Genomic DNA, 12349 nt, shown 5'->3' with positions numbered 1-12349 from the left:
AATGAAGCGAAACTTAGGAAAAGGTGGACAATAAAAGATGTATCGATTAGCCATTGACGTTGGAACAACCAACATCAAACTTAGTTTATTTGAAAAATATCAATTAATAGATAAAATTGAGATTAGAATTGAAACACAATATAAAGAGTTTGGAAAAGTCTTTCAAAATCCAGCTGAAATTTTACAACATATTAAAAGTGGTATCAAAAAATTCGGTGAAAAAGGAATCGAAATAGAGCAAATTAGTTTCAGTACTGCTATGCATAGTATTATGCCTGTAATAGACACATTGTATGATGAAGAAATGTTCATTTGGTTAGATACACAAGCAAGTTCTTTTGTTAAAGAATTTAAAAAAGAAGAACTGGCTAATCGTTTTTATCAGAAAACGGGAACACCAATTCATGAGATGTCTCCTTTTTCAAAAATGGCCTTTATGAAAAATAAAATATGGTTTAAAGAGGTAAAAAAATGGATTGGATTAAAAGAATATCTGATGTCTGCTTTTACTGGCCAAGAAGTGATAGATTATTCCACAGCATCAGCTACAGGATTATTTAATATTCACGAAAAAAAATGGGACGAAGAAATACTTGATTTTCTTGAAATAGAAAAAGAAAAATTGGCAGAACTTGTCGATACAGATGCTTATTACGTTATTAAGAAAGAATTAGCAGATGAGCTATTTATATCTCAAGATATCTTAGTTTATATTGGTGCGTGTGATGGCTGTTTAGCCAGTTACGCAAGTTATTTAGGCAACGGAACGATGAATACTCTAACAATAGGAACAAGTGGAGCCGTTAGAAAATTAACCAAAAAAATTGAACTTGATAAAGAAGGAAAAACATTTTGTTATTATTTAAATAAAGAGTATTGGGTCGTTGGTGGAGCTAGTAATAACGGAGGGCAAGTTCTTGAATGGGCGAGTGATGTTTTTTGTCAAAATCAATCAATTTATGAAGAACTTGATCAGATTTTTAAGTTATCGCCAATTGGAAGTAATGGTGTTTTATTCTTACCTTATATTGCTGGCGAGAGAGCTCCGTTGTGGAACGCAAAGGCTACAGGTGGCTTTAAAAAAATATCTATCCATAATAAGAGGGAAGATTTACTTAGAAGTTTGAGTGAAGGTATTTTATTTAATTTGCGCTATATCAGTGAATTGATCAATCTTGATACAAGAGAAATTTCAGTTAGTGGTGGTTTTTTTGATTCACCAATTTTAGCGACACTTGCTGCAGATATTTTTGGTAAAAATTGTATCCAGTCCGTTTTTTCTGAACCAAGTTTTGGCTTAATTTGTTTAATTGAGCCTCCAAAAAAATCAATTATTTTAGATCAAAAACGAATATTTACAAGTTTAGAAAATCATTTGAAATATAAAAATATCTATAATATGTTTGTGGAAGAGTTAAAAACCGAACTATAATATAAAAATAATTAATTAAATTCGTTTATTTGTTGACCCTTTTTAACTCAGTTGCTAGAATGAAAGAAATGAAAGGGGTCATATTCTGATGATTGATGTATCTGTCATAATGGGAAGTATTTCCGATTGGGAAACAATGAAAGAAGCGTGTCAAATTTTAGAAGAGTTTGGAGTTTTATATGAAAAGAAGATAATATCAGCTCATCGTACGCCAGACTTAATGTTCGACTTTTCAAAGAATGCAAGAAAAAAAGGAATTAAAATAATTATTGCAGGTGCAGGCGGTGCCGCGCATTTACCAGGAATGGTGGCAGCTAAAACAACTTTACCAGTTATTGGTGTTCCTGTAGAGTCAAAAATATTAAAAGGGATGGATTCTTTATTGTCTATTGTTCAAATGCCAGGTGGGATTCCCGTTGCCACGACAGCTATTGGAAAAGCTGGCGCTAAAAATGCGGGCTTACTCGCTGTCCAAATTTTATCAGTTAATAATAGAGAATTAGAACTTAAGTTAGAGGACTATCGCGATAAATTAAAAGAGATGGTTATCGAAAGTGAGGTTCATTTTGACTAAAATTATTTTACCACAACAAACTATAGGGATTATTGGTGGTGGACAATTAGGACAAATGATGGCTTTAAGTGCTAAAGAGATGGGTTTTGTCGTTGGAATTCTTGACCCGACAACAAATTGTCCTGCCTCACAAGTAGCTGATTGGCATATTAAAGCCGCTTATGATGATTCAAAAGCTATCGAAAAATTAGTGGCTAAATCAGATGTGGTGACTTATGAATTTGAAAATGTGGATGCTGAAGTTTTAGTAAAATGTACTGAACTAGGAAAATTACCACAAGGCTTAGAGTTACTTAAAATTAGTCAAAATCGAAAACATGAAAAATCTTTTTTAAGTCAGTTGAATTTACCAACTGCCCCTTATGAAATTATCAATAATCAGGATGAACTAAAAAATGGCATCGATTCATTAGGGTATCCTTCTGTTTTGAAAACATGTTCTGGTGGTTATGATGGTAAAGGACAAGTAGTTATTAAACATGAAAAGGATATTAAATCAGCAACCTCACTTTTACATTTTGGTGAGTGTGTTCTAGAAAAATGGCTAACTTTTGAAAAAGAAATATCGGTTATTGTGTCAGGAAGTAGCCACAGTCAATTTGAAGTCTTTCCGATTGCTGAAAATAGGCATCAAAACAATGTCTTGCACACCTCGCTTATTCCAGCTGACATTTTAGAGGATTGCGAATCACAAGCAAAAAAGATGGCTAAAAAAATAGCAAAGAACCTTCAAATTAAAGGAACAATTACTGTAGAAATGTTTGTGACAAAAAATGGGGGCTTGATTATAAATGAAATGGCACCTAGGCCACACAATTCAGGGCATTACTCTATTGAAGCTTGCAACGTAAGTCAGTTTGATTCACATATCAGAGGGATTTGTGGTTGGCCACTTCCAAAAGTTATTTTACATCAATCCTCAATTATGATGAACTTGTTAGGTGAGGAAGCAAACCGAGCAAAAGAATGGATTAATCAAAAACCTGAATGGAATTTTCACTATTATGGAAAAAAAGAAGTAAAAGATGGTAGAAAAATGGGCCATATTACGATATTATCAAATAGTCTTGAAAGAACATTAGAAGAAATCAATCAAACCAATATTTGGAAATAGAGAGGATAAGACAATGTTAGAACGTTATACACGAGAAGAAATGGGTAAAATTTGGACAGACGACAATCGTTATCAAGCTTGGCTAGAAGTGGAAATTTTAGCTGATGAAGCTTGGGCTGAATTAGGAGAAATTCCGAAAGAAGATGTAGTAAAGATTCGTGAAAATGCTAGTTTTGATGTTGATCGTATTTTAGAAATTGAAGCCGAAACAAGACATGATGTGGTTGCTTTCACACGTGCTGTTTCTGAAAGCTTAGGAGAAGAACGTAAATGGGTTCACTATGGCTTAACAAGTACGGATGTGGTAGATACAGCTTACGGTTATTTATTAAAACAAGCCAATGACATTTTAAGAAAAGACTTAGCTAACTTTACTGAGATTATCGGTGAAAAAGCCAAAGAACATAAATATACTGTTATGATGGGAAGAACTCACGGAGTCCATGCTGAGCCAACAACTTTTGGTTTAAAACTTGCTTTATGGTACTCAGAAATGAAACGTAATATGGAACGTTTTGACCATGCAGCTAAGGCAGTTGAAGCAGGCAAAGTCAGTGGAGCAGTAGGAACATTTGCTAACACACCACCATTTGTAGAAGAATATGTTTGCGAAAAATTAGGTTTACGTGCCCAAGATATCTCAACACAAGTCTTACCTCGTGATTTACACGCTGAGTACTTATCATCAATGGCGTTAATCGCCACAAGTATTGAAAAATTTGCCACAGAAATCCGTGGACTACAAAAATCTGAAACACGTGAAGTGGAAGAATTTTTTGCTAAAGGTCAAAAAGGTTCATCAGCAATGCCACATAAACGTAACCCGATTGGTTCTGAAAACATGACAGGTTTAGCTCGTGTCATTCGTGGACATATGGTTACAGCTTATGAAAATGTTTCCTTATGGCATGAAAGAGATATTTCTCACTCGTCAGCTGAGCGTATCATTATTCCTGACACAACGATTCTTTTAAACTACATGCTAAACCGTTTTGGTAATATCGTTAAAAATCTAACGGTTTTCCCAGAAAATATGAAACGTAACATGGATGCGACATTTGGTTTGATTTATAGCCAACGTGTCTTACTTAAACTAATTGATAAAGGGATGTCTCGTGAAGGTTCATATGATTTGGTTCAACCAAAAACGGCCTACGCCTGGGATCACCAAGTTCAATTTAGAACACTTTTAGAAGAAGATGAAAAAATTACTTCTGTTTTAACACCAGAAGAAATCAACGATGCTTTTGACTATAACTATCATTTAAAAAATGTAGATGTTATTTTCGAAAGAGTCGGGTTAGAATAAAAATGAAGAAGACTGTGCCTTAAGTGGATTGCAGTCTTTTTTTACGTAAAAAAAACGAAATTGTATTTTATAAAGGCTAGTTTGATAGCGTTTGTTATTTATTCTTAACTTAAAAAAACCGTTTTAAGCACAGAATTAACATTATTTCACATAGTTCGTTAAACTAATTCTTGGATAGGAGAGTGGTTTAGATGAAAATGAAAAAAATAGTAACGTTAGGATTAATGATAGGATTATTTGTTTTAGTTAATCCAGTGTTTGCTGAGGAAATAAAAAGTGATCAGCAAGGAGTAACAACTCAAAGTGTAAATTTAGAAAAAGACTATTCAAAGTACTCAGCCGAAGAATTAGCTGAACTAGTTAGAAGTAAAAAAGTAACCAGTGAAGAATTAGTTAAACAGGCGACACGGAAAGTTAATCAAGAAAATCCAGCTCTAAATGCAGTTATCGGTTTAAGAGAAGAAGCAGCGTTAAAAGAAGCTAGAGAAATCCAAGATACTGGACAGCCTTTTTTAGGTGTTCCGATTTTAGTTAAGGGCTTGGGGCACACAATAAAAGGGATGCCAAACTCAAATGGGTTTCCATTTGCAAAAGATCAAATTGCAGGTGGGACAAGTTCTTTTGTCAAAGCACTCCAAAATGCTGGTTTTATTGTGATTGGTCAAACTAATTTTCCAGAGATGGGATGGCGTAATATTACCGATTCAGCTCTTTATGGTCCCACTGGAAGTCCGTGGAATCCTAATTATCAAGCGGGAGGCTCATCAGGTGGTGCAGCGGCTAGTATTGCTTCAGGGATGAATCCTGTCGCTTCTGGGAGTGATGCAGGAGGATCTATTAGAATTCCAGCGTCATGGAATGGTATTGTGGGTTTAAAACCCTCAAGAGGTGTCTTAAAAGGAAATAGTGCTTCAACAAAAGGGCAGGTTGTTCATTTTGCTAATACAAAATATATGAATGATACAAGAATTTTATTTAACACGTTAAAAAATGACCCAACAGCTAAAGGGCAAACTTTATCAAAAGATATGAAAATAGCTTACTCTACAGAGTCGCCAGTGGGCACACCAGTAACGAAGGACGCGTTAGCGGCTGTAGAAAATGCTGTGGCATTTTTGAAATCTCAAGGGTATCAAGTAGAAGAAGCAAAGCCAGAGATTGATGGTGTCAAATTAATGGAAAACTACTATACGATTGCTGCCGGTTCAGGTGGTATGGCAGAGTATTTAGGTAATCAGATATTAAAACGTCCGATTACAATTGATGATGTGGATATATTAACCTGGGCACTCTTTCAAACAGGAAAAGTGACCACTAAAGATGAAATAAATGCAGCATGGGATTTTAACCATCAAGCAGAAGCGACTATGGCAGAGTTTCATAAACAGTACCCGATTTATTTAACGCCAACCACCGCTTCAACAGCGCCAAAAGTTGGTGATCCATTAATTACGCCAGCTAATTTAGAAAAAATGAAAAACATTGAGACAGCATCAGCTGAGGATCGGAAAAAGTTGATTTATGATCAGTGGTTAGATGCATTAACCTATACACCATATACGCAACTAGCTAACTTAACAGGAGAACCTGCGATTAGCTTACCGACCTATGTCTCAAATGAAGGGTTACCACTGGGGATTCAATTTAATGCTGGTTTTGGCAATGATGAGTTACTTATGGACTTAGGCGATCTGTTTGAAACAAATAGCCAGTTTAAATTATTGGAAAACCAAGAACCAGAAACAGAACCAAGTACGAGCACAACTGAAGAAGGTAGTTCCACAGTTGAAACGATAAGTACAGGTGAAGCAAATAGTAGTTCAACAGAAAATGCAAGCACAAGTGAAGCAAGTAGTAGCCCAACGGAAAGCACAGTCACAAGTGAATCGACTAAAACTACGAATAGTTCAACCACTCATTCTAAAACTGGCGTTGGGACTGTTAACTCTTCATCCAATAAGAAAGAATGGTTCCCAAAGGCAAAAAAAATATTACCACAAACAGGAGAAGAAAATTCAATGCTTCTAATCTTGTTTGGTGTAATAGGTGTGATTGTTGTTTTAGCTTATATCGGCTTTAAAGTAGAATTTAAAAAGACGGATAGTTAACTTCTGTGTTATAATTAAGCTAAAGCATAGGAGTTGATGAAGATGACAGACAAGAAACTGTTAAAATCTGAAAAAATAAGACTCAAAAATGATAAGTTACGTGCTAAAGGAAAAGATCCAGTTAAAGGTTGGGGACAAATGATTAACACAGGACTTGGTGGTATTAACAAAGGTGAAAATTTATCTGCTAGATTTGATAATAAAGGTTTCATCGCTAGTGAGCAGAAAAAAATAGCGGAAGATAATCAAAGAAAACGAGAAAAGAATAATTAATATAAATTGATAATCAGTGAGTGTTAGACGAAATCAACGTCTAACACTCTTTTTTTATATAACTATCGTTCGGTTTTTAAGCAACGTTAAGTTAATAAAACCGGTTTAGAATGATATTTGATTAAAACGCGAACTATAAATATAAAAACATAAGTAAAAGTTAATAAATATTTGACTATCATTTTAAAGGTTGATACACTCAAAGTGAATTAACCGAACTTTTCGTTTTGAGATTAGAAAAACGATCATTAATAGGAGATGAATTAAGCGTGGTTTCAACTATTTTATATCAAGGCAAAGCTAAAAACGTACATTCTACAGAAGATGATAATATCTTACGATTAGAGTATCTTGATCAAGCAACTGCTTTAAATGGTAAAAAGAAAGATGCAATTCGTGGTAAGGGTGAGTTGAATAATCAAATTACTTCCTTAATTTTTTCAGAATTAACTAAGCAAGGAATTAAGAATCATTGGTTAGAAAGTATTTCAGATAACGAACAATTAGTTAAGAAAGTTGAGATTATTCCTTTAGAAGTCGTTTTAAGAAATATTGCAACTGGTAGTTTTACAAAACGTTTAGGCGTTGAAGAAGGTACTAAGCTACCTTTTCCAATCATTGAATTTTATTACAAAGATGATAAATTAGATGATCCTTTTATTAATGAAGATCATATCAAGTACTTGGAGATTGCCAGTGAGAGTGAAATGGCAAATCTTAAAGAACAAGCCCTTGAAATTAATCAAAAACTGCGAGAATTATTCCAATCAATTGATGTGACCTTAGTTGATTTTAAACTAGAGTTTGGTAAAGACACGTTTAACGAGATTATTTTATCTGATGAAATTACACCAGATACTTGTCGTCTATGGGATCAAAAAACAGGACAGTCCCTAGACAAAGATATCTACCGTAAAGACTTAGGTGAAATTATTCCCGTATATCAAGAAATATTAAATCGCTTAAAAGAAAGAGGAGAATAACTATGTTTAAAGTCAGAGTATATGTAAGTTATAAGGAATCAGTTTTAGATCCACAAGCAGAAGTAATCGAAGGAGCAATTACTCGATTAGGTTATGAAAATATCTCAGATCTTAAATTAGGAAAGTTCTTTGATTTTGATGTCAAAGCAGAGACAGAACAAGAAGCCGTCGAAACCGCTGAAAAAATAAGTGATCAATTGTTAGCGAATATCAATATGGAAAGTTTCCGTGTCCAAGTACTGGAGGCAAAATAAATGAAATTTGGGGTACTAGTTTTTCCAGGTTCAAACTGTGATATTGATTTATATTTAGCAATTAAAGATATTATTAAGGAAGAAGTCGAATACATTCGTCACACACAAACAGATTTATCGGAATTTGACGCAATTTTAATTCCTGGAGGCTTTTCTTATGGGGATTATTTAAGATGTGGGGCGATTGCTCGTTTTTCATCAGTGATGGATGAAGTAGCGAAATTTGCTAAAGCAGGTAAACCTGTGTTCGGAACGTGTAATGGATTTCAAATTTTAACAGAAGCAGGTCTTTTACCAGGTGTGTTGCTTAAAAATGATTCTCTAAAATTTGTCTGCCAAACGCAATCAGTTAAGGTCTCAAATAATCAAAGTTTATTTACTTCTCAATACGAGCAAGATGAATTACTATCTTTACCGATCGCTCATGGTGAAGGTAATTACTACTGTGACGAAGAAACATTAGCAGAATTAAAGAAGAACAATCAGATCATTTTTACCTATGAAGGGAATAATCCCAATGGAAGTTTAGAAAAGATCGCAGGAATTACTAATAAAGAAGGCAATATCTTAGGCATGATGCCTCATCCAGAACGTGCGATGGAAGAGTTATTAGGCAGTGATTCAGGGCGTAAGTTATTTGCCTCAATGGTTGATTATCTAAGAAAGGTGAGTCAAAATTAATGTTAAAAATTCATGAACTGACACCAGAAGAAGTAAGAGATCAAAAAATTTATCAAGAGTGGGGCTTAACTGATGAAGAGTATCAATTAATAAGCGAAAATATTTTAGGTCGCTTACCTAATTATACTGAAACAGGACTTTTTTCAGTGATGTGGAGCGAACATTGCTCTTACAAAAATAGTAAACCCGTCTTGAGAAAATTCCTAACTTCTGGCAAACACGTGTTACAAGGACCTGGAGAAGGTGCTGGAATTGTTGATATTGGTGATGATTTAGCAGTCGTTTTCAAAGCAGAAAGTCATAATCACCCATCAGCTGTCGAGCCTTATGAAGGGGCAGCGACAGGAGTGGGCGGTATTATTCGGGATATTTTTAGTATGGGAGCAAGACCTATTGCCATGCTAAATTCATTACGTTTTGGAGAACTAGATAATAATCGTACTAAATATTTATTAGAGCAAGTGGTGGCTGGCATTGGCGGCTATGGTAACTGTATTGGCATTCCAACTGTGGGTGGCGAGATTGGTTTTGACCCTTGTTATGAGGGAAATCCTTTAGTCAATGCCATGTGTGTTGGTTTAATAGAACATAAAGATATCCAAAAAGGGCAAGCCAAAGGAACTGGCAACACGATTATGTACGTTGGGGCTAAAACTGGACGTGACGGAATTCACGGAGCAACATTTGCTTCTGAGGAATTTACTGAAGGGGAAGAACAACAACGTTCTGCCGTTCAGGTTGGGGACCCGTTCATGGAAAAACTGTTAATGGAAGCTTGTTTAGACTTAATTCTAAATCACTCAGATATTTTAGTCGGCATTCAAGACATGGGAGCGGCTGGCTTAGTTTCTTCCAGTTCAGAAATGGCTTCAAAAGCGGGTTCTGGTTTAGAACTTTTCTTAGATGATGTGCCTCAAAGAGAAACGAATATGACACCATATGAAATGATGCTTTCTGAATCTCAAGAAAGAATGCTATTATGCATAAAAAAAGGTGAAGAACAACAAGTCGTTGATTTGTTTGAGTCTTATGATTTAGATGCGGTAAACATTGGGAAAGTTACAGACGATAAGCATTACCGGTTATTCCATAAAGGTATTCAAGTAGCAGATTTACCAGTTGATGCTTTAGCAGAAGAAGCGCCTGAGTATCAAAAAGAGCAAAAAGAACCCGCTCGCATAAAAGATTTTAAAAAGTTAACTCCCTTTAATCCAGAAATAAAAAAACCCGATGAAATTTTGCTTGAATTACTACAACAACCGACAATCGCCTCTAAAAAAGCAATCTTTGAAACGTATGATTCTCAGGTCAGAACGAATACAGTTGTAGGACCTGGAAGTGATGCGGCTGTTTTAAGAGTGCGAGGAACCAATAAAGGCTTAGCAATGACGATGGATTGTAATAGTCGCTACCTTTACTTAAACCCAGAAATCGGTGGACAATTAGCAGTAGCCGAAGCAGCTAGAAACATTGTTGCTAGTGGTGGACGTCCTTTAGCGATTACAGATTGCCTAAATTACGGTTCTCCTGACAAACCAGAAGGCTTCTGGGAATTAAGCACATCAGCAGACGGCATTGCTAAAGCGTGTCGTGAACTTGAAACCCCAGTTATTTCGGGAAATGTTTCTTTATACAATGAGACAAATAATAATGCAGTTTATCCAACACCAGTCATTGGGATGGTTGGTCTTGTTGAAGACATGAAACATGTGACAACTCAAGACTTCAAAGTGTCTGAGGATTTAGTTTATGTGGTTGGTGAAACAAACGCAGACTTTAACGGTTCAGAACTTCAAAAATTATTAACAGGAAAAATTGAAGGTGTTTTGAATGAGTTTGATTTAGAAAAAGAGAAGCAAAATCAAGACTTAGTATTAGAAAGCATTCAAAAAGGACAACTACAAAGTGCTCATGATTGTTCTGAAGGTGGTTTAGGCATTGCATTAATGGAAGCTTGTTTTAGAAATAATTTGGGTTTTAAAGGTGAGTTTAATCAGGCTTCTGAGTTACTATTTTCTGAAACACCGTCACGTTTTGTAGTATCAGTTAAACCAGAAAATCAAGAGACATTTGAAGGCTTACTAGGAGAAAAAGCTGTTTTACTTGGGCAAGTAACAAGTGAGCCAATATTTAATTTAGTAACTGAGACAGAAGCGATTAATGTGGAGATAACAAAAGCCAAAGAACTTTGGGAGGACGCAATTACATGTCTTATGAAGTAAAAAGTTTAAATGAAGAGTGTGGCGTTTTTGGTATTTGGGGACATCCTGAAGCTTCAAGAGTGACTTATTTTGGTCTTCATTCACTTCAACATAGAGGGCAAGAAGGTGCAGGGATAGTTTCTAATAATCAAGGTGTATTAAAAGGTCATCGTGATTTGGGACTACTTACTGAAGTGTTTGGGAAAGCTGAAAATTTAGAAAAATTAACAGGAAATGCATCGATTGGACATGTTCGTTATGCCACTTCTGGAACGGGTGAAGTGAATAACATCCAACCTTTCTTATTTAAATTTTTTGATGGTGATTTTGCTTTAGCTCATAATGGTAATTTAACAAATGCCAAAACATTACGCCATGAAGTAGAAAAAGAAGGTGGCATTTTTCATTCGAATTCAGATACAGAAATTTTAATGCACTTGATTAGACGAAGTGAAAAAGAAACATTTAAAAACCGTTTGAAAGAAGCGTTGAACCAAGTAAAAGGTGGCTTTGCTTATGTACTATTAACAGATGATGCGTTGTATGCAGCTCTTGATTCGAATGCTTTTAGACCTCTTGCAGTTGGTCAAATGAAAAGTGGGGCGTATGTTGTAGCAAGCGAAACCTGTGCCCTTGATTCTGTCGGTGCAGAATTTGTTCGTGACGTTGAACCTGGCGAAGTGATTATTATAAATGATGAAGGTATGACCATTGAAACCTACACGAAAGAAACACAATATTCGATCTGTTCTATGGAATATATTTATTTTGCTAGACCTGATTCTAACATTAAAGGGATTAATGTCCATTCAGCTCGAAAAAAAATGGGGAAAACCTTAGCTAAAGAAGCACCCGTTGAAGCAGATATGGTAATTGGAGTGCCTAACTCGTCTTTATCAGCGGCTAGTGGATATGCTGAAGAAAGTGGTATTCCTTATGAGATGGGGCTTGTTAAAAATCAATATGTGGCAAGAACCTTTATTCAACCAACACAAGAACTCCGCGAAGAAGGGGTTCGAATGAAACTTTCAGCCGTTCGTGGTGTAGTTGAAGGGAAGAAAATTATCTTAGTGGATGATTCTATCGTCAGAGGAACAACGAGTCGCAGAATTGTTAAACTTTTGAAAGACGCAGGAGCCAAAGAAGTGCATGTCAGAATTTCAGCTCCACCACTAAAATACCCTTGTTTTTATGGGATCGATATACAAACGAAGAAAGAGTTAATTGCCTCTAATCATTCGAATGAAGAAATCAGAGAAATAATTGAAGCTGATTCTTTAGAATTTATTAGTGAAGAAGGGTTAATTAACTCAATTGGTCTTAAATTAGATGCGCCTTATTCAGGTCTGTGTATGGCCTATTTTAATGGTGACTACCCAACGGAACTTTACGATTACCAACAAAATTTAGCTAATTAAAG

The 12349-nt window shown here is 35.4% G+C and carries 11 protein-coding genes; all 11 read left to right on the top strand.

Annotated features, from left to right (window positions below; genetic code table 11):
- Positions 1–37 precede the first annotated feature (37 nt).
- The 11 genes from FM121_RS01075 to purF all read left to right on the top strand — a co-directional run bounded on the left by FM121_RS01075 (position 38) and on the right by purF (position 12347).
- Positions 38–1432, top strand: a complete 1395-nt coding sequence (locus FM121_RS01075) for a gluconokinase (protein WP_086950308.1) — start codon at positions 38–40, stop codon at positions 1430–1432.
- Between the two features lie 88 nt (positions 1433–1520).
- Positions 1521–2006, top strand: a complete 486-nt coding sequence (gene purE / locus FM121_RS01070; protein WP_179203762.1) for a 5-(carboxyamino)imidazole ribonucleotide mutase — start codon at positions 1521–1523, stop codon at positions 2004–2006.
- Positions 1999–3120 (top strand): 5-(carboxyamino)imidazole ribonucleotide synthase, encoded by a 1122-nt coding sequence (gene purK / locus FM121_RS01065; RefSeq protein ID WP_086950306.1) that lies wholly within the window; start codon positions 1999–2001, stop codon positions 3118–3120. Before purE ends, purK begins: the two co-directional genes overlap by 8 nt.
- Before the next feature lie 13 nt (positions 3121–3133).
- The gene (purB, locus tag FM121_RS01060) at positions 3134–4429 is read left to right on the top strand and encodes an adenylosuccinate lyase (RefSeq protein ID WP_086950305.1); all 1296 of its coding nucleotides are present in this window, start codon (positions 3134–3136) and stop codon (positions 4427–4429) included.
- A gap of 191 nt (positions 4430–4620) precedes the next feature.
- Complete coding sequence (locus FM121_RS01055; RefSeq protein ID WP_086950304.1) at positions 4621–6537, top strand: amidase family protein; 1917 nt, start codon at positions 4621–4623, stop codon at positions 6535–6537.
- A gap of 42 nt (positions 6538–6579) precedes the next feature.
- Positions 6580–6810, top strand: coding sequence for a hypothetical protein (locus tag FM121_RS01050; RefSeq protein ID WP_256958385.1), 231 nt, complete (start codon positions 6580–6582; stop codon positions 6808–6810).
- A 269-nt stretch (positions 6811–7079) separates the two neighbouring features.
- Entirely contained in the window at positions 7080–7793 is a 714-nt protein-coding gene (gene purC / locus FM121_RS01045) for a phosphoribosylaminoimidazolesuccinocarboxamide synthase (protein ID WP_086950302.1), read from the top strand.
- A gap of 2 nt (positions 7794–7795) precedes the next feature.
- Positions 7796–8047 carry a phosphoribosylformylglycinamidine synthase subunit PurS gene (purS, locus tag FM121_RS01040; protein WP_086950301.1) on the top strand — a complete coding sequence of 84 codons (252 nt, stop codon included), beginning with the start codon at positions 7796–7798 and terminating at the stop codon, positions 8045–8047.
- On the top strand, positions 8048–8728 hold the full coding sequence (gene purQ / locus FM121_RS01035) for a phosphoribosylformylglycinamidine synthase subunit PurQ (RefSeq protein ID WP_086950300.1): 681 nt from the start codon (positions 8048–8050) through the stop codon (positions 8726–8728).
- Positions 8728–10950 carry a phosphoribosylformylglycinamidine synthase subunit PurL gene (gene purL, locus FM121_RS01030; protein WP_086950299.1) on the top strand — a complete coding sequence of 741 codons (2223 nt, stop codon included), beginning with the start codon at positions 8728–8730 and terminating at the stop codon, positions 10948–10950. Before purQ ends, purL begins: the two co-directional genes overlap by 1 nt.
- The gene (gene purF / locus FM121_RS01025; RefSeq protein WP_086950298.1) at positions 10935–12347 is read left to right on the top strand and encodes an amidophosphoribosyltransferase; all 1413 of its coding nucleotides are present in this window, start codon (positions 10935–10937) and stop codon (positions 12345–12347) included. Before purL ends, purF begins: the two co-directional genes overlap by 16 nt.
- Positions 12348–12349: the final 2 nt, after the last annotated feature.

It is taken from the genome of Vagococcus fluvialis bH819, from assembly GCF_900163795.1.
GTDB lineage: Bacteria > Bacillota > Bacilli > Lactobacillales > Vagococcaceae > Vagococcus > Vagococcus fluvialis_A.
This window is presented reverse-complemented; position numbering and strand designations above follow the sequence as displayed.

Bases quoted from the DNA above. Each gene is read 5' to 3' on its own strand.
- FM121_RS01075 (WP_086950308.1), top strand. From the start codon at position 38: ATGTATCGATTAGCCATTGACGTTGGAACAACCAACATCAAACTTAGT.
- purE (WP_179203762.1), top strand. From the start codon at position 1,521: ATGATTGATGTATCTGTCATAATGGGAAGTATTTCCGATTGGGAAACA.
- purB (WP_086950305.1), top strand. From the start codon at position 3,134: ATGTTAGAACGTTATACACGAGAAGAAATGGGTAAAATTTGGACAGAC.
- FM121_RS01055 (WP_086950304.1), top strand. From the start codon at position 4,621: ATGAAAATGAAAAAAATAGTAACGTTAGGATTAATGATAGGATTATTT.
- FM121_RS01050 (WP_256958385.1), top strand. From the start codon at position 6,580: ATGACAGACAAGAAACTGTTAAAATCTGAAAAAATAAGACTCAAAAAT.
- purS (WP_086950301.1), top strand. From the start codon at position 7,796: ATGTTTAAAGTCAGAGTATATGTAAGTTATAAGGAATCAGTTTTAGAT.
- purQ (WP_086950300.1), top strand. From the start codon at position 8,048: ATGAAATTTGGGGTACTAGTTTTTCCAGGTTCAAACTGTGATATTGAT.
- purL (WP_086950299.1), top strand. From the start codon at position 8,728: ATGTTAAAAATTCATGAACTGACACCAGAAGAAGTAAGAGATCAAAAA.
- purF (WP_086950298.1), top strand. From the start codon at position 10,935: ATGTCTTATGAAGTAAAAAGTTTAAATGAAGAGTGTGGCGTTTTTGGT.